The organism is Microtetraspora sp. NBRC 16547 (genome assembly GCF_030268965.1).
In the GTDB taxonomy this organism is placed as follows: domain Bacteria; phylum Actinomycetota; class Actinomycetes; order Streptosporangiales; family Streptosporangiaceae; genus Microtetraspora.
Genome location: NZ_BSSE01000018.1, coordinates 18,934 through 34,970 on the forward strand (window position 1 = coordinate 18,934; position 16,037 = coordinate 34,970).

Annotated in this window: 17 protein-coding genes; 6 read left to right on the forward strand and 11 right to left on the reverse strand. The window is 67.9% G+C overall.

Annotated features, from left to right (window positions below):
• Positions 1–30: 30 nt before the first annotated feature.
• The 6 genes from QSK17_RS22995 to QSK17_RS23020 form a co-directional block, all read right to left on the reverse strand.
• Positions 31–429 (reverse strand): hypothetical protein, encoded by a 399-nt coding sequence (locus tag QSK17_RS22995; protein ID WP_285707185.1) that lies wholly within the window; start codon positions 427–429, stop codon positions 31–33.
• Entirely contained in the window at positions 423–863 is a 441-nt protein-coding gene (locus QSK17_RS23000) for an acyl-CoA thioesterase (RefSeq protein ID WP_285707186.1), read from the reverse strand. The genes QSK17_RS22995 and QSK17_RS23000 overlap by 7 nt, the downstream gene beginning before the upstream one ends.
• Positions 864–865: 2 nt before the next feature.
• A complete protein-coding gene (locus tag QSK17_RS23005) occupies positions 866–1,498 on the reverse strand; it encodes a TetR/AcrR family transcriptional regulator (protein ID WP_285707187.1) in 633 nt (210 codons plus the stop codon).
• Positions 1,499–1,800: 302 nt separating this feature from the next.
• A complete protein-coding gene (locus tag QSK17_RS23010) occupies positions 1,801–2,382 on the reverse strand; it encodes a GNAT family N-acetyltransferase (protein ID WP_285707189.1) in 582 nt (193 codons plus the stop codon).
• A 314-nt stretch (positions 2,383–2,696) separates the two neighbouring features.
• Positions 2,697–6,401 (reverse strand): FHA domain-containing protein, encoded by a 3,705-nt coding sequence (locus QSK17_RS23015; RefSeq protein ID WP_285707190.1) that lies wholly within the window; start codon positions 6,399–6,401, stop codon positions 2,697–2,699.
• A 49-nt stretch (positions 6,402–6,450) separates the two neighbouring features.
• Positions 6,451–6,894 (reverse strand): CBS domain-containing protein, encoded by a 444-nt coding sequence (locus QSK17_RS23020; protein ID WP_285707191.1) that lies wholly within the window; start codon positions 6,892–6,894, stop codon positions 6,451–6,453.
• Positions 6,895–7,080: 186 nt separating this feature from the next.
• On the opposite strand from QSK17_RS23020, the gene QSK17_RS23025 reads away from it, so the two are divergent.
• The gene (locus QSK17_RS23025) at positions 7,081–7,419 is read left to right on the forward strand and encodes an alpha/beta fold hydrolase (RefSeq protein WP_285707193.1); all 339 of its coding nucleotides are present in this window, start codon (positions 7,081–7,083) and stop codon (positions 7,417–7,419) included.
• A gap of 81 nt (positions 7,420–7,500) precedes the next feature.
• Here the strand turns inward: QSK17_RS23025 and erm are convergent, their stop codons facing one another.
• The gene (erm, locus tag QSK17_RS23030; protein WP_285707194.1) at positions 7,501–8,313 is read right to left on the reverse strand and encodes an ErmE/ErmH/ErmO/ErmR family 23S rRNA (adenine(2058)-N(6))-methyltransferase; all 813 of its coding nucleotides are present in this window, start codon (positions 8,311–8,313) and stop codon (positions 7,501–7,503) included.
• Positions 8,314–8,935: 622 nt separating this feature from the next.
• Between erm and uppS the strand changes: the two genes are divergently transcribed.
• Positions 8,936–9,640 carry a polyprenyl diphosphate synthase gene (gene uppS, locus QSK17_RS23035; protein WP_285707350.1) on the forward strand — a complete coding sequence of 235 codons (705 nt, stop codon included), beginning with the start codon at positions 8,936–8,938 and terminating at the stop codon, positions 9,638–9,640.
• 49 nt (positions 9,641–9,689) lie between these two features.
• On the forward strand, positions 9,690–11,171 hold the full coding sequence (locus tag QSK17_RS23040; RefSeq protein WP_285707195.1) for an oxygenase MpaB family protein: 1,482 nt from the start codon (positions 9,690–9,692) through the stop codon (positions 11,169–11,171).
• Positions 11,172–11,275: 104 nt separating this feature from the next.
• Here QSK17_RS23040 and QSK17_RS23045 read toward each other — a convergent pair whose 3' ends face one another.
• Positions 11,276–12,826 (reverse strand): trypsin-like serine peptidase, encoded by a 1,551-nt coding sequence (locus tag QSK17_RS23045; protein WP_285707196.1) that lies wholly within the window; start codon positions 12,824–12,826, stop codon positions 11,276–11,278.
• 304 nt (positions 12,827–13,130) lie between these two features.
• On the reverse strand, positions 13,131–13,499 hold the full coding sequence (locus QSK17_RS23050; protein WP_285707197.1) for a nuclear transport factor 2 family protein: 369 nt from the start codon (positions 13,497–13,499) through the stop codon (positions 13,131–13,133).
• A 34-nt stretch (positions 13,500–13,533) separates the two neighbouring features.
• Here QSK17_RS23050 and QSK17_RS23055 point away from each other — a divergent pair, with 34 nt between their 5' ends.
• The gene (locus QSK17_RS23055) at positions 13,534–14,547 is read left to right on the forward strand and encodes a P1 family peptidase (RefSeq protein ID WP_285707198.1); all 1,014 of its coding nucleotides are present in this window, start codon (positions 13,534–13,536) and stop codon (positions 14,545–14,547) included.
• Position 14,548: 1 nt separating this feature from the next.
• Here the strand turns inward: QSK17_RS23055 and QSK17_RS23060 are convergent, their stop codons facing one another.
• Together QSK17_RS23060 and QSK17_RS23065 are read right to left on the reverse strand one after the other, a co-directional pair.
• Positions 14,549–15,001, reverse strand: a complete 453-nt coding sequence (locus QSK17_RS23060) for an SAM-dependent methyltransferase (protein WP_285707201.1) — start codon at positions 14,999–15,001, stop codon at positions 14,549–14,551.
• Entirely contained in the window at positions 14,956–15,132 is a 177-nt protein-coding gene (locus tag QSK17_RS23065) for a hypothetical protein (RefSeq protein WP_285707202.1), read from the reverse strand. Before QSK17_RS23065 ends, QSK17_RS23060 begins: the two co-directional genes overlap by 46 nt.
• Between QSK17_RS23065 and QSK17_RS23070 the strand changes: the two genes are divergently transcribed.
• Positions 15,131–15,253, forward strand: a complete 123-nt coding sequence (locus QSK17_RS23070) for a hypothetical protein (protein WP_285707203.1) — start codon at positions 15,131–15,133, stop codon at positions 15,251–15,253. The genes QSK17_RS23065 and QSK17_RS23070 overlap by 2 nt on opposite strands.
• A gap of 117 nt (positions 15,254–15,370) precedes the next feature.
• Entirely contained in the window at positions 15,371–15,925 is a 555-nt protein-coding gene (locus QSK17_RS23075; RefSeq protein WP_285707351.1) for a hypothetical protein, read from the forward strand.
• The last annotated feature ends 112 nt before the right edge of the window (positions 15,926–16,037 follow it).

Consider the following 16,037-nt stretch of genomic DNA (forward strand, 5'->3'; position numbering starts at 1 on the left):
GCGCGTCATTTGAACACGAAGTAGCCGTTGTCACGCAGAGCGCATTTGGGGCTCATCGCATGGACCCGAATGAAGGGCCCACAAGGCGGCTTGGTCCAGCGTGTCGATCTGCCAGGTGCGGGACCGGAGCGTGCCCCGGTGGCGATATTCGCGCATGATCTGCACGTGTGGTCGCAGTTGTACGAACGCATGGAGATCGTCTTCCCCACGCCACACCGACAGCGAGCCGACCCGGCGTCCGGTGAAGTCGGCCCAGAGCCACATGCCCACCGCGCCGGGCAGCGCCGGCCACAGGCGGCTCAGCGACAGGCCGTGCCGGGCTATGCCGGGCAGGTCGAGGAGGCGGTTCATGCAGTAGTCCGTCAGCGCGGCGACCAGTGGACCCGGTTGGTCGGCCGCCGGGCCGGCGATCCAGCGGGACCTCAGCATGCCGCCGCCGTTCGGCTGAGCAGGGGTTCGGCGGCGGTACGCAGTTCATCACTGAACGGCGCGGGCCGCAGTGTGGCCGGATCCAGATTGACGTTGACGCGGTAGCCGTCGGCGTGTACCACCGCGCGATCGGCCGACAGCACGCGAAAGCCGTAGACGCCGCTGGTGCGGCCCAAGCGCTCGATCCAGAAGTGCACCAGCGGCTCGCCCGCCCCCGCGATGGGCACGTGGTAGGTCACCTTGAACTCGCGTACGGCCAGGAAAACGTCCTTGAACGCCGACCTGGCCGGATCCGGCGCCCAGCCCAGGCGCTGCCAATACGCGCCGATCGCCCGCTCGACCAGCAAGGCGTACCGGGAGTTGTGCAACAGGCCCATGGCGTCGAGATCGTCGAAATGCACCTGGACCGGCTCGTGCACGCCGTCTTCAGTCATGATCAATCCTCCGGGAGAAGCGTTGGGTCGGGGCAGAGCGCGCGCAGGCGTTGCAGCACGGCGCGGCGGGCGTGGACGAGGGAGGCGGGCCCGTCATGCAGGCGGGAGTGGATGATCACCATCTCCCCGAGGGCGTCGATCTCGTACGCGAGCTGGGCCACATCCACGCTCTCGGCGAGCTCGCCCAGCGCCATGGCCTGCGCCACCTGCCGCCGGATGAACTCCTGCCACTCGCGCATGGCGCGCGCGACGCGATCGCGCACCGCGCCGGGACGGTCGTCGAACTCGGCCTGGACGGTGAAGAAGAAGCACCCGCCGGGAAGCACGGCCTCGCCGTAGAACCTCAGCCGCGCCTCGTGCAGCGCGAACAGCCGCCGCACCCCGGCCGGGGCCTTCATAGCGGGCGCCACCACCCGCTCGGCCCACTGGCGGCCGGCCCAGTCCACGGCGTCGAGCTGTAGTTGCTCCTTGTCACGCCAATGGGCAAAAAATCCGGACTTACTGGTGCCGGTCGCCGTCGCCAGTCGTCCCAGGGAGAGTCCGTCCAACCCTTCGACGGAGGCCAGGCCCACCGCCTGCTCGAGGATCGCCTCGCGGCTGCGCAACCCGCGCAGCCGCCGACCGTCTTGTGTCATGGGCACAAACTACATTAACGACCGATCGTTTGTATATCTGAAGCTCATGCTGTCCATGAGAGCGAGCCCGCGCAGGGAGAGGTCGTCATCGGGACGCATGGGCCGCCGACGGCCGCCCAGGGGCAGGGTGAGGAGAACATAGCGATACGTCCGGCACGTGGTCCGGAGCCTGCTCGCCGAACTCGACCTCACCCTGGGCCTGGCGGGCTTCCGCTCGGCCACCGAACTCGACCCCTCAGTACTGGAGGCAGGATGAACCTGGACCCGATCCCCACCGACCAGCTGACCTTCCGGCTGCCGCGCTACGTCTCAGACAGTGCACCGGTCCCGTCCACCTCACCTCGAGATGCATCGAACTCCGCCCGAGTGATCTCGTGAACCGCGACAGGCGTGCCATGCGCAGGCACTACGGTTTCGAACCCCAACCGCATACCGATCTTGTCCATGACTCGCTTCGAGCGCAGGTTATCGACGTGCCGGATGCTAACGATGCGATCGAGACCACGGTCGATGAAGCCCAATCGCAGTAGGGCCCCTGCCGCCTCCGTCGCGTAGCCCCATCCCCAATGACGGCGACTCAGACGCCACCCGATCTCGACAGCCGGAAGAATCTGAGGAAGGAAGGCCGGTACCGTCAGCGCCACCCACCCGGCGAACTGCCCAGTGTCTCGCAGGATCACGGAGAGCAGGCCGAAGCCACACTCTTCCCATTCTTCATGAGCACGGGCGATACCACCCGCAGTCCGATTACGATCCATCGGCAACACCGACCCATCGCCGATATAGCGCATGACCTCCGGGTCGGCGTTCATCTCCGCGAGCGGGTCGATATCGCTCTCGTTTGGCCTACGCAGTAAGAGACGATCAGTCGTCAGAGAGATCATTCACTCATAATCTCAGGCGGGTCTGATGGCGGGGTACATCAACAAGGAAGGTCAGTCGCGCACCACTGGCAGAGTTCTGCCTCCGGCGGCCTTCGTCTGGGTAAGAACGCGAGGCGTCAAGTTATGGGAGAAGCTCGGCACTCGCCACGGATCTCGGCCGTTCTCGCACCCCACAGGCTCAGGTCAGCCCGGAACTGCGGAACGCAGGTCGCTGCCGGCCCCTCCGACAGGGGTCGGCCGACGCAGCCACCTCGACGCCAGGTCGGTGCCGGTACGGCGGATCGGCGCCGCTGATCCCTTGTCGCGCTCGAGCGTCAATCGGGAAGCGGTAGTGGACCGCCGTGGCCGGGCAGGCCACGGTCCTCCGGGATCGTCTCCTCGACCGCACCGTCGGCGGTGATGCCCTGGCCGTGGGTCTGCTCGGCGAGGCGCTGATAGTAGGCCGAGACCGCAGCAAGCGCCTCGCGCGCCGCGTTCAGCAGCGTGGCTCCCGCCTGCTCGACGACGTCGGCCTCGTGGATCTCGAACGCCCGGATTCCTTCCAGCACAGCAGTTTTCAGGTCGCGCAGCAGTTGGACGTCGACGTGCGCGTAGATGCGGCACAGCGCCGTGACCCGCCGGAAGTCGTCCCCGGCGAGCAGTAGCCCCTTAACGGCGGATACGGAATGCCGGACCAGCCCGACATCCGACCGCGCGGACATGGCGGCGAGATCGGTGTCGAAGGACCGGATGTCCAGGTGCGGGTCGCAGAAGCCGACGGTGAATTGCCACAGGGTGCGCAGGTCCTCGTGCACCAGCCCGTCCAGATAGCTGACCAGGAACCGCCGATGCGCCTCGAGGACGTACTGCGCCTTGAAGGGCGTCAGCTCCCGGGGATCTTCGCCCAACGTGGTGACCGACGTGGTGAATCCGTAGTCGGCGGACAACGCGTTTTCCATGCCGACCAGCAGGTACACGAACCGTACCCAGGTCCGGAACAGTTCTTCCAGCGGCAGCGCGTGCAGACCGTCCTCGGTGAGCACCACGCCCCACCGGTCGCCGAACTGCAGCCGGCGCAGATGGCCGATCTGGTACATCGCGAGTTGGGCGTCGATCTCGGCCTGCGCGTGATGCAGCACTTTTCGATACGCCGCGGTCGCGTCGAGCCCGACGTGGTTGCGGATGATGTGCGGCCCGCCGATGTGCAGGTGCAGGAATTCGCTGACGTCGAACACCGCGCCGCCGATCGCCATCCAGTAGCCCGCGTCGGAGGTGTTGCGCTGCGCCAGATCCGACACCTCGAAGCGGGGACCTTGCTGGGCGTGGCCCAGATAGGTGGTGAAGACGTCCTGGCCCAGACGTCCGTCGGCCACCAGTCGGCGGAGGAATTCGCGGCCGTCGCCGGGCACGATGTCGGTCAATGCCTGGAGAACGGAGACGGCGAACCGTGCGCTGCCGCACACGTACACGAATGCGCCGCGACCGCCGTCGTCGGTGGACCGCAACAGCTCCCAGAGTGCGTCCGCCTCGGCGCGGATCACGTCGTCCACCCGGCGCCGCTGTCCGGCTTGGACGACGTGGCGCCGGCCGTCGAATCCGATCGCGTGATCGGCGCGGGAGAACGCGACGGAGAGTTTCAGCCGGCCCGCGGCCGCCGCCGCGGCCACGTCCGTGTGGTCGACGAAATCCTCCGGGGTACGGATCCCCAGGTAGAGCCGATTCTCGCCCGACCCGGTGCGCGCGGCAACGAACCCCAGGAACGGGGCGACCCCGGAACCGGCCGCGAACATGACGACGGGCCGGGCAGGATCGGCCGGCAGCCGGAACCGGGGCGTGGAGACGATCTGCAGCGACAGCCGGTGCCGACCCTCGACGCTCGCCCGGCGCAGGAAATGCGATGCCGTGCCCTGCCGTTCCCGGGGGTACGACCACGGCGTCCGGGCGGAGGTGTAGTCGAGGCCGGCGACCACCAGCTGCAGCGTGGTGGCCGGTTGGCCGGGCGGCGGTGCTGAGGCGATTGAATAAAGCCGGAACGGCTCGGGCGGAATCACCGCGCAGAACGCGTCGTCCTCGCCTGGATCGGCCTTCCACAGCCGGGTGACGTCATATCCGCCCGCGTACAAGAGGTTCAGGACGTCCCACAGCTCCCACTGGTCCTCCATGCGGGCGTCCACCACCCGCTGCCACGGGCCCACGGCTGTCAGTTTCACCAGCCGTTTCGCCACCTCCCGTCCGATCGGCCGGAGCCGGGCGAAGCGCAGCAATGTCCGCAGCGGCAGCACGTCGACCTCGCCGTAGCCTGCCCGGCAGGCCACCGCCGCTCGCCACTTCGGGGTGAGCCGCACCAGCTCGTCGCCGGTCGCCTGCAGGGCGGCGACGGTGCGGCGCACCAACTCGTCGTCGTTCTCGGCCAGCACGCCAACCCGGTCACCGGGCAAGTGGTGCACGCCCTGCCCGGTGACGTCGATCTCCAGATAACAGGTCCAGGCGCCGGACTCTCCGGTGACGACACGGCCCCGACGTGCGGTCCCGAACACCACCGGCGGACCCACCGATGGGCGGCGCTCATCGCGGACGACGGCCAGCTGGTCGTCCACCTTGTCCCAGGTCCGGTCCTTGAACAGTCCGGTGAACCGGGCGCCGGTCGTCACCTGCCGGCCGACCTTGAACGCCACCTCCAGGAAGCCGTACGCCTTGATGCGGTGCAGGCCCATCCAGCCGCGGTCGCCCACGTAGGCGTCGAGCATGGCGTTGTAGATGCCGCGCAAGGTGCTGTTGCGGGTGTCCTCGACGTACTGGCGCACCGACACCTCGCGCAACGCGGCCACCAGCTCCTGCCAGTGCCGCGGGAAAAAACCGGCAAGGTAGACGCTCTGTTGTCCGACCAGCGACCCGTAGTCCCGGCGCTCGAGAAACGCGTCCAGCGCGTGGATCTGCGGTTGCGCGGTGCCGCTCGGGCTGGGTGCGCCGTCGAAGATCGGGACGCCCGCGGTGCCGACCGTCTTGGCCCACAGCACCTGGTCGAGCGGATGCCGGGCGCGGGGGTTGGGATCGATCTGCGGATAAATGGCCTGGGTGACGTGCTGCAGCCGGTCGAGGATCACCAGTAACGCGCTCTCCAAGGCGGCCGGATCGTCCGCGACAACGGCCTCCTGAGCATCCAGCATGGCGCCCAGCACGGGCGTGATCCCCATCGCGAATTCGGTGGTGGCCAGGTAGAACACCCGCTCCGCCGCGTTGTTCCAGGTCGGCACGAGCAGGTCCATGTTGTCCAGCGCCCGCGGCCCGGCGGGATCGCGCAGCCGCCAGTTGTAGAAGAACAGATCGATGTAGGAGACGGCCGGGATCTTCTTGCCCAGTCGGCGCGAGACCGTGGTCCACGGTCGCAGCAGCGACTCGGGCAGAGCGGTCGGCGGATCGATCGCCATGTACTGATAGGCGTGGGCGAAAACGCCGAGCAACGTCGAGGCGCGCAACAGGTATCGGTCGGGCAACGCCTCGGGCCGGGCGTCGAGCACCGGCATCGCGTCGAACGCCCGGCGCAGCGACAGCCGACGGAACAGGTCGGGGAGCCGGTCGGTCATCTCGTCCCAGGCTCGGTGCGATTCCGGGAAGGCCAGCAGCGGCGGCTCGGCCGGCAGAAATCCGTGCGCAAGCGACAGGAATCCGTCGAGTTCGTGCCCGACCCGCCGGTTGTGCGCCTCGGCGGCCTCCACCACGCGTCGTGCGGCGACGCGCGGCGGCGCAACCGGCCGCAGCACGGTCATCTGGCCCGGATCGACGAGCGCCGTCACCTCCGGGTCGAGGAACGTCCACGTCAGCTCGTATCGGCCGATGCGTATTCGATCCCCGGGGACCAGCACCTGGCGCGTCACGCGCGTGTCGTTCACGTAGGTTCCGTTGGAGCTGCCGAGATCGGTGAGCACCAGCTGGTTGTCGACGACCTCCAGCCGCGCGTGGCGCCGGGAGACGGTGCCGTCGTCCAGCACCACCGCCGCCGCACCGCTGTCCCGGCCGAGAGTGGCCGGCAGCGCGCACACCCGCTCGCTGGCCTCGCGGGTGTGCCGATCGGTGAGGATCAGCCGGAGCTCAGGAATGGTAGATCACCGCCCGGCACAGATCCGCCCGGGACAGTGTGCCCACGAGGGTCCCATCGTCGACCACGGGAAGCCTTCGGATCCCACGGTCGATCATCACGATCGCCGCCCGGGCGAGTTCGTCGACCGATCGGACCGTCACCGCGTCGCGCACGACGAGGGGGTCGATGACGCGGTCGGCGAGGGCGCGGCCCCGCTCCAGGAAAACCTGGAACGCGTCGGCGAGCGTGCCGCCGGCGGCGGTCACGTCGTCGAAGCCGGGCAGCATGGCCCGCACCAGGTCCTCCTCGGACAGTGACCCGACGAACCGGCCGTCGTGGTCCAGGACCATCAACTGGCCGACCTCCGACACGCTGACCACCTCGGCCGCCCGCCGGATGGTCGCGCCGAGCCGTATGTAGGCCGGGAACGCCGTCATGACATCGCTGACGAGCACGCCACCTCCCAGGTCCGCCCCGCGGTCGTCCCGCACAATCGGTTACCTGGCCACTCATCCGAAACAATCACCCGCGAGTATAAATAATCACAAATGCGGTGTACATACACCCGGACGCGGTCGGCACGTACGTCGGGGTGACCACGGCGGCGTACGGCACCAGGCCGGTGCGGCTACTGATCGCCGGTGGCCGGGGACATCGGGGGCGGCACGGAGGAGGACACATTCTCCCTCGTGCTGCACGACACCCCGACTGACCTGGCCGCCGAGTTCGTAGCCGGGCACCAGCGGCACCAGGCGCCTACCCCATTCGGCAAGCCGTGGCCGCTTGCCTCCTGGCCGGATGTGCCGACCAGGTTCCTGCTGGCCGCCGACGACCGCTTCTTCCCGGCCGAGTTCATACGCGGGATCGTCGCCGAGCGTCTCGGTTTCCAACCGGACGAAATGCCTGGTGATCACTGCCCGATGCTCGGCCACCCGAAGGAACTGGCCAACCGCCTTGAGGCGTACCGCACCAGGCTCTGACCAACCTGGTCGGCGAAGCCGAGGTCGGCGACCGCCACCCCCGGGCGACGGCCAAGCCGGTGAACCGGGCCGCCGCCCTTCTCAGCGCTGCAGGGAGGTGAAGAGCGTGACCCACTGGTCGGGATGGACGAACGCCACCACCGTGTCACGGGCGAGGCCCGCTCGGTCGAAGGCCGCGTCCACCCCGCCGTAGTGCCGGTTGAGCGAGGCGTACAGTGAGCCGCCGACACCGGAAAAGCCCAGCTCCACCAGTTCCTGCCACGCGCCGCCGTCGTCGACGAGCGGCTCGGGCCGTCGCTCGATCCGCAGCATCGCGGAGTCGACGGAAGGAACCGGCCTGAAACTCTCCCTGCCGATCCTGCCCAGCAGCTCCCACGAGAACCACGGCCAGCTCTCCACCGTCACCAGGCTCCACCTGCCGAAGTCGCCGCTGCGCTTGCGGGCGTACTCCAACTGGGTGACCAAGGTGGCGGACGTCAACTGCGGCGCCCGCAGGCACCAGTCGACGATCTCGGAGGTGATCGAGTACGGGATGTTGCCCACGACCGCGAACGGCTCGCTCGGCGGCCGCATCGCAGTGAAGTCGCCCTTGACGATCTTCAGCTTGGTCCTGGCCCTGAGCTTGGCCACCAGCAGCGGGTCCACCTCGTAGCCCACGACCTCGGCACCCGCCCTGTCCAGCGCCATCGTGAGCACTCCCTCGCCGGCGCCGGGCTCGAGCACAAGACCGCTCGGCCGTGCCCTCTCGACCAGCAGCTTTACGGCATGCCGATCGACCAGGAAGTTCTGCGAGAGCTCACGCCGCGCCCGATCTCTGGGCGTGCGACCGCCACCGCTGTTCCTGGCCTTCTTCTGGGTGTGCGAATAATTTCCGTGCGCGAAGTTCTGCGCCACAGCAAAAGCCCTTTCGGGTCCTCGAGATGAACGGGATCTCGACGGGCCCTGGGCTCGCGTCCTGCGAAGCTAGCGAGCCAGAGCCCGGCCGCTGCGCAGACGCATGAAACATGTGCAGTACATGCGATCACGCTATGAGGGATCAGCTGAGGGTGCAATGCATTTTCCGCAGAGATCGTCACGCCGGCGGGAGCAGGCAACGGTCACGGCCATGTGCCTCCGGCGGGGGCCTCGGCTCCGGGGTGAGCCCGTCCGGTCTGCGCCCTGCCCCCGACGAGGACCGAGCCCTGACACCATGGCCACGCGGACGGCCCGTCAGGCGTCTCGGCCGGGCACCCGGCTCACCTCGCCGGCCCGTCCCGGTTCTCGACGTGGAGAAGCAGGCGCTTGAGCAGCTCGGCGAGCCGGTTGAGCCGGCCTCCTCGCACATGTCCGGCCGCGGCCCGACCTCAGTCGATTTCAATGTGTAGTTGACTGATTACAGGGTAATAGTTGGCGCGGCAGGTCATTGTGGTAGGTGCGGCATGGTTTCCCATTGCGCGCTTTTGAGGATTCGGCGAACGACGGGAGCGGTGATGTCCTCCTCCTTAGGGCGGGCGGTGTGAGAGGCCTGCCTCATCATGTGGCGTGCGTCATGGACGGGAACGGCCGGTGGGCCGCACAGCGGTCGCTGCCCCGCACCGCGGGCCATCAGGCGGCCGAGGCCGCCGTGATCGATGTCATCGAGGCGGCCCACACGGCCGGCGTTCAGTGGTTGAGCCTGTATGCCTTCTCCACCGAGAACTGGCGGCGCCCGGCCGCCGAGGTCGACGTCCTGCTGCGGCTGGTGCGGCGCGCCATCCGGAAACACGCCCTGACACTGCACACGCGCGGGATCCGATGCCGTTTCCTGGGTGTCACCGACCCCCGGATCCCGCTGCCGCTGGCCCGAGACATCGCTGACTTGATGGCGCTGACCCGCGACAACCGCCGGATGACATTGACGGTGGCGTTCGATCACGGCGGACGCCGCGACATCGTCGAGGCCGCCCGGTCGCTGATCCGCGACGGAGTGCCGCCCGAGCAGGTCACCGAGGAGAGTTTCGCCCGTTATCTGCCCCACCCCGACATGCCGGAGGTGGACCTGGTCATCCGCACCTCCGGGGAACAGCGGATCTCCAACTTCATGCTCTGGCAGGTGGCCTACGCCGAATGGATCTTCCCCCGGGTGCTGTGGCCGGACTTCCGCGCCGAGCACTTTTGGGAATGCCTGGACGACTACCGACGGCGGGACCGCCGGTTCGGCGGCGTACAGGTACCGACCGCGACCGGAAAGGGACTTTGTTGACTTACTCCCCAGGGCTGAAGCCCGGGCTCTCCACACTCAAGGAGATTCGATGAGCGACGCCGCGCCCGCTGGGACCGACGACGGCAGCACGCCCGCGGACCCCGCCGATCCGCTCGGCCCGGGATCGATGCTCTACCAGTTGGCCCACCAGACGCGCTGGGGGCTGGTGGCGACCCGGGCCATCGTCCTGGAGGCCGCGCATCCGCAGATCGGCGCGGCGTTGATCACCAACTCGACCTTCGTCGCACATCCCTGGCGGCGGCTGCGCAACACCGTGTTCAGCACACAGCGGATGGTCGACCCCGACGAGCGGGTGCGACAGCGGGAGGCGGCCCGGCTCAACCGCCTGCACACGCGCATCACCGGCACCGACGCCGAGGGCCGCCCGTTCAACGCGGCAGATCCCGAGGCGCGCGCCTGGGTGGTGGCGACGATGTTCGAGTCCACGGTCGTGATGTGCCGGCTGAGCGGCGAGTCCCTCGATGGCCCGGCCTTGGACCGGCTCTACTCCGAGTTCCGGGCGCTCCTCGCCATGATGGACCCCGACGGAGGGCAGCTTCCGCCCACGCTGCGGGAGTTCTGGCGCTATTACGAATTCATGATCGAGGAGCGGCTGGAGAACACCGAAGCGGTTCACATCATCCTCGACCGCCTGTTCGCGCAGGTACCCGCTCCTCCTCTGCTACGCGACCGTCCGGCCGTGTGGGCGGCGGGCAGGGCGCTCGCCGGCCCCGTGGCCACCGCGATCACCGTGGCGTCGCTGCCCGAGCCTCTTCGCGCACGGCTGGGGCTTCCCGAGCTGCCGGGCACACGCACGTTGATTCACACCGCCTACCTGTCCACAAGGCTCGCGACGCAACTGCTGCCGGAGGCGTGGACACGGCTGGACACGGTCATGACCATGCTCGACCCGACGTACGCTCCTCCGTCGGGCGGCGACGCCCTGGCAGGGCTGCGCCGCGGCGCGGCGAAGGCAGGGGCGCTTCTCCGCCTCCTCACGCCCGTCCCGAGGACGGCCGCCACCGACGACTCGACGCTACGGTCGGCCTCTCGGTTCTTCTCCGAGGTCCTGGACCAGACCGGCAACGGCTACCTCGACTGGCCCGACCTCGCCGCGATGGCCCGGGAAATCGCCACCCGTCTCGACCTGGACACCCAGGACGAGGACCGCCTGTTCACCGCCTTCGCCGACTGGTGGCGAGAGCTGCAGACAGAGCTGGACACCGACGGCGACGGGCGCATCACCGGCCACGAGTACGCCGCGGCGACCGCCGCCATGACCAGCTCCGCCCTCATCAGGGTCGCCGAGGTCCTGTTCGACGTCACCGATACGGACGGCAACGAGATCATCGACGCGCGGGAGTACCGGGTTCTCTTCCGCACAGCGTTCGATCACGACCCGGGCGACAGCGGCGATGCCGACGACGGTGACGAGCAGCTGACCCGTGCCGAGTTCGTCCGCCGATTCCTGACCTTCATGGCCGGTCGCCGGCACTCGGACGCCTACGACCGGCTGTTCGCCCAATCCTGACCGCGCCGAATGCGAAGAAGGGCCCGGCTGGTTGCCGGGCCCTTCTTCGTTGTGCTGGGGTGAGCCGGGGAGTTGACCCCGGCTCAGGATCGCGCGAGCGAGGCTCAGACGATCTTGCCGGACCAGAGGTTGGCCGCGGACTTGTAGACGCCGTACAACTCGCCGTCGAAGTACGGCGAGTAGCTGGTGTCGTAACGGTTGTTGTTGTCGGTGTCGGAGACGCCGATGGTCACACCGTTCAGGTAGCCCAGACGACGGCCGCTGCTGTAGTTCACCAGCCAGGAGGAGCCGAGGGCGCCCTCACCGGTGAACGACGACTTGGTCCCGACGAGCTCCTCGCCCTTGATGGCCGGGGCCTGGACCGCGAAGGTCTTGCCGTAGGTCCACTTGAGCGTGTGGCCGGTGAAGGCGTAGTTGCCGTCGGGGTGCGACCCGCTCGGGTAACCGAACACGTAGACCGGCTTGCCGACCTTCTGGTTGTAGGCCAGACCCTGACCACCGACGTTGTCGCCCAGGCGGCCGATGTCCCGCAGCGCGACGACGAAGTAACGCTCCGCCTTGTGGGTCCAAACCTCCTTCGTGGTGGCCTTGAAGCCGTAGTTCACCCAGAAAGTCCGCTTGTAGTACCTGGTCTCGCCGTTGACCTTCTTGTAGAAGTAGAGGGTCTTCCTGTCCTCGCTGTGGTAGCTGGGGTCACCCTCGTAGTCCTTGGGGTCCATCTCGACGGTGGTGACGCCGGTGCCGGCGGCCCAACCACCGTCGTCGCTGTCGCTCTTGCCCGGGTTGAAGGACAGGAACTCGTCAGCGGTGGCGCTCTCGTTGAGGGTCGAGTGCTCGGTGCCCTTGGGGACGACCTTGGTCTTGTCGACCTCGTAGGTCGTCTTGGTCTCCTTCGTGGACTTGTCGCTGGCCTTCGGGTTCGCCTTCAGGAAGGCGTCCAGCTCCTCCTTGGTCTTGAAGGTGCTGGTCACGACCTTGCGAACGTTCTCGGCGTACTTGGCGGCCTCGGCCTCCTTGACCTCCGAGGCACCGTCCAAGGTGACGCCGTTGTAGACCGTCACGAACGCGTAGTCGCGGTCGGCGTCCTCGTAGACGTCGAAGTCGTAGTGGGTGAAGGCCTGCTTACCCACGTAGATGCCCCACGGGGCCTTGGCCTTGTAGTAGCCGGGGATGAAGACCCACTTGTCGAGGACGTGGGCGTTCTTGCCGGTGTCGTACACGCAGTGACCGGCCGTGGCGACCAGGTTGCGGTAGCCGGCCTGCACCGAAGTGGCCGAGCACCAGTGCGGGTTGCCGTCGGCGCCGAGGAAGAACACCTTGCCGGTGGTCTTGGGCAGGTTGACGTTCTTGGACCTGGCGGTCGACTTCTTCTCGTCGCCGATCGCGGGCACGATGCCGGGCTTGCTGTCGGGAGCGGGGCCGCCCTTGGAGACGAGCTTGGCCGAGACGGGCTTGGTCTCCACACCGTAGGGGCTGGCGCCGATCAGGTTGGCGGCCTTCTCGCCCAGCCAGAACTGGGCGATCTGGTTGGCGGCGAAGGGAGTGCCGGCCAGCACGTCGGTCGCGATCTTGTCGGCGGCGTGGGCCGGGGTGGTGACGATGGCGGCGGCCAGGAGGCCGGCCGCCGCACCACCAGCGGCGATGATGCGCTTCATCGGAAACTCCTTGGTCTGTCGTAGGACAGCATCCGCGTTCCATGCGTCAGTAAAGGGATTATGGGAAAGCTAACCTGAATGATTACTGTGAGGGAAGGCCAAAAGAAGGAGAGGAATTCAACGGGAACCGCCGCCCAAATTGCAGACGCCTCAGATGGTCCGCCTCTCTCGCCTCGTTTCTGCTGATCACCGCACGAGGGTCGTCAGGAGTCAGCGAGCGGTGTCGGACAACCCCGAGCCCTGTGATGTGACGTAAATCACAGTTTGCCGCCGAAGGGTGGGGGTCAGGCGGTCCGGCAGACCCTCATTCAGCGCTCAGCGTCCCCTGATGGAAGTACACCCGCCACCCCTGCTCTGAGTGCCGCCATATGGAGCTCCGACGCACTCGGCGGCCGTTGCCGTCGGAGACATAAGTCAGGTGGACGATCCCAGGGGCAAGAAGCCTGCCCTCCATGTCGCTCACCGCGATCGGAACCACCGATGGATCCGGATCTTGAGAAATCGCGGTAATAAGAGAGCGCCGATCCCAGAGACGCCCAGAAGCCCCGATCTCAGTGAACTCAGGGTCCATAAGCTCACCCATGAGCACCGCCGAGGTACGAACCTCCCGATCAAGAAGACGGATCTCTCCCGCGATCGCCGCCTGAATCGAGTCATCATGCTCGTTGGCCATGCTGATCAACCTATAAGCGAGAAGGGTGACTTACATGGAGCAACGACGCTTGCGGGACTTCGGGCACGTGGTCGGCCGTCTGGATCCGGGGCCGCTCAACGCCATCACAGACGTGGCGGGAATCCTCGTCGGACAAACCACCGTCGTTGACGAGAACAAGGGCGTCTACTCGGGCGTCACCGCCATCGTGCCGGCCTCTTTGACCGATGACCAAGCTCGTGCCGTCCCCGCCGGACTTCACGTCGGCAACGGCTACGGGAAGTTCGTGGGTGCCACGCAGGTCATGGAGCTCGGCGAGTTGGAGACGCCCATCCTGCTGACGTCCACTCTGTCCACGTTCCGGGTCGCCGACAGCTTGCTGAGCTGGCTCATCGACCGCCGCAGCGAGCCGATCGTCTCGGTGAACCCGGTGGTCGGCGAGGTCAACAACGGCTGGCTGTCGACGGGAGACCCGCGCGCGGTCACCGCTGAGCACGTCTATGCCGCCCTTGACCGGGCATCCGACGGGCCGGTGGCGATGGGCAACGTCGGCGGCGGCACGGGCGCCTGCGCGCTCGGCTTCAAGGCGGGCATCGGTACGGCTTCACGCCGGGTGTCCCTGCGCGGCCGCGAGACGACGGTAGGCGTGCTGGTCCAGGCGAACATGGGCGGAGACCTGCGGCTCCTGGGCCGCACGATCACTCCGGAGAGCCTGGGTCTGAGGAGAGCGGGACCTTCCTGCGAGCGCGGCTCCTGCGTCGTCGTGGTTGCCCTCGACGTTCCGTGCAGTGCCCTGCAACTGTCCCGGATCGCGGCCAGGGGCGTCTTCGCCCTGGGCAGGGTCGGCGCCTCGTACAGCCATGGCAGCGGCGACTACGGGCTGGCCTTCTCCGCCGAGCCCTCTGACGCCCCCAGAACATTGAGCCCGGTCGAGCTCGACACCGTCTTCGCCGCCGTCCTGGAGTCGGTGGAGGAAGCGGTCGTCGACGCGCTGCTGACTGCACGAACCGTTCGCGCGCCGAACGGCCGCGAAGCCGTCGCCCTCCCGCACGGGGTCCTCCGCGTCTGAGTCACCTCGGACGGCGCGTGGCCGTCGGGACGGCGGCGAGGCCGTCGAGCACGTCGCGTTTGAACGCCAGGACGCCGTCGCGGTCGATCTCGTAGACGGTGTGGTCCGGCGACCAGTCGAGCCGGAACGCCCGCGTGTCGAGGCCCGCGCCGAGCAGAACGACCTGCCGGACGCCCGCGTGGGCCGAGCGGACGAGGAAGTCGTCGAGGACCCGGGTGCGCAGCCCGAAGTACCGTCCCAGCCTGCCCCACAAGGGGTTCCCATCGCCGTCCGGCACCTCCGCCGGGCGGACCGGCCAGGCCGCGGACGCCTCGGCCGCGCGAACGAAGTGCTCGGCGTAGGTGTCGCGGGCCAGGGCGTCGGGCCGGTGGGTCTCGATCGCCCGCGCGGCGGCGACCATGAGGGCGGTCAGGCCGACGCCGTCTTCGACACCGGTGTGCTGTGCGGCCGGCACGCGTCCTCCTCTTCGGCAGGCGGCGCCCATCCGTTCGGGTGGTCGTGAGTGGTGATGTGGGCGCCGTAGACGGTGGACATGAAGCGCAGGATGTCCGCATCGGACAGCACCCCGACCATCTTCCTGAACATGGGCGAGAAGCGACGGGCCGAGATCATGTTCAGCCCTGTCTACGCCAAGAAGTTCACCGGCGCCGAGGCGATCGACGCCGAACTGAAGAAGATCGCCGAAGGGCTCACCGCCGACAACTGAACCCCGTGGATGCCAGAAATCCGGACGGTGCTCGGGTCTCCCCCACGCGAGGGAGATCCCTGGCCCCTTGGGGGGAGGCGGGACCCGTCGCCGGCGAGCAGCCTGATGTTCGTGACCATGGACAAAGTCGTTCCCGTAGCCGTCGCGCCACCGCCTCGATGGGCCGTCCGTACGGCGCAGGCCATTCCGTTGCTGACGCTGCCGTCGGGGTTGTGGCGCGTCGCGCTGGTGACCGGTGTTCCGATCGGGTACGCCGCCCACGTGCCGGCCGGCGGAATCCAGCTCCTGCCTTGGGAGCCGTACTACATCCTCGGGTTGAGCGTGGTCAGCGAGCTGGCCGCGCTGCTGACCCTCGGTCTGGTCCGGCCGTGGGGTGAAGTGGTGCCGAGGTGGATCCCCTTCCTCGGCGGCCGAAGGGTGCGGCCGCTGGCCGCGGTCGTCCCCGCCTGTTTGGGCGCCGCCTTCATCACCCTGGTCTGTACGTGGGCTGTCCTCCGGCTGGTCCTCGGGATCGGCTCGGGGTTGGACGAGATCTTCTCCCCTGTGGGACGTGCCGTACTGGAAGTCTGCTATCTCCCTCTGATCGCCTGGGGCCCTCTGCTGTTCGCCGTCACCTTCTCCTATTACCGTCGGTCAAGGAAGGCCACGACGAACACTCGCCCGCCTTCCTGACCGGCCGGATGTGACGTGACGGCCGGAGTTGAGCGTCCCTACCCTTGGGCCGTGCACGCCGAACCGCATGCCCAACCGCATCAGCCGATGATCAGGCGACTCCGGCCCGGGC

Bases quoted from the DNA above. Each gene is read 5' to 3' on its own strand.
- QSK17_RS22995 (WP_285707185.1), bottom strand. From the start codon at position 429: ATGCTGAGGTCCCGCTGGATCGCCGGCCCGGCGGCCGACCAACCGGGT.
- QSK17_RS23000 (WP_285707186.1), bottom strand. From the start codon at position 863: ATGACTGAAGACGGCGTGCACGAGCCGGTCCAGGTGCATTTCGACGAT.
- QSK17_RS23005 (WP_285707187.1), bottom strand. From the start codon at position 1,498: ATGACACAAGACGGTCGGCGGCTGCGCGGGTTGCGCAGCCGCGAGGCG.
- QSK17_RS23010 (WP_285707189.1), bottom strand. From the start codon at position 2,382: ATGATCTCTCTGACGACTGATCGTCTCTTACTGCGTAGGCCAAACGAG.
- QSK17_RS23040 (WP_285707195.1), top strand. From the start codon at position 9,690: ATGAGCGACGCCGCGCCCGCTGGGACCGACGACGGCAGCACGCCCGCG.
- QSK17_RS23045 (WP_285707196.1), bottom strand. From the start codon at position 12,826: ATGAAGCGCATCATCGCCGCTGGTGGTGCGGCGGCCGGCCTCCTGGCC.
- QSK17_RS23050 (WP_285707197.1), bottom strand. From the start codon at position 13,499: ATGGCCAACGAGCATGATGACTCGATTCAGGCGGCGATCGCGGGAGAG.
- QSK17_RS23055 (WP_285707198.1), top strand. From the start codon at position 13,534: ATGGAGCAACGACGCTTGCGGGACTTCGGGCACGTGGTCGGCCGTCTG.
- QSK17_RS23070 (WP_285707203.1), top strand. From the start codon at position 15,131: ATGGGCGAGAAGCGACGGGCCGAGATCATGTTCAGCCCTGTCTACGCC.
- QSK17_RS23065 (WP_285707202.1), bottom strand. From the start codon at position 15,132: ATGTTCAGGAAGATGGTCGGGGTGCTGTCCGATGCGGACATCCTGCGC.
- QSK17_RS23075 (WP_285707351.1), top strand. From the start codon at position 15,371: ATGGACAAAGTCGTTCCCGTAGCCGTCGCGCCACCGCCTCGATGGGCC.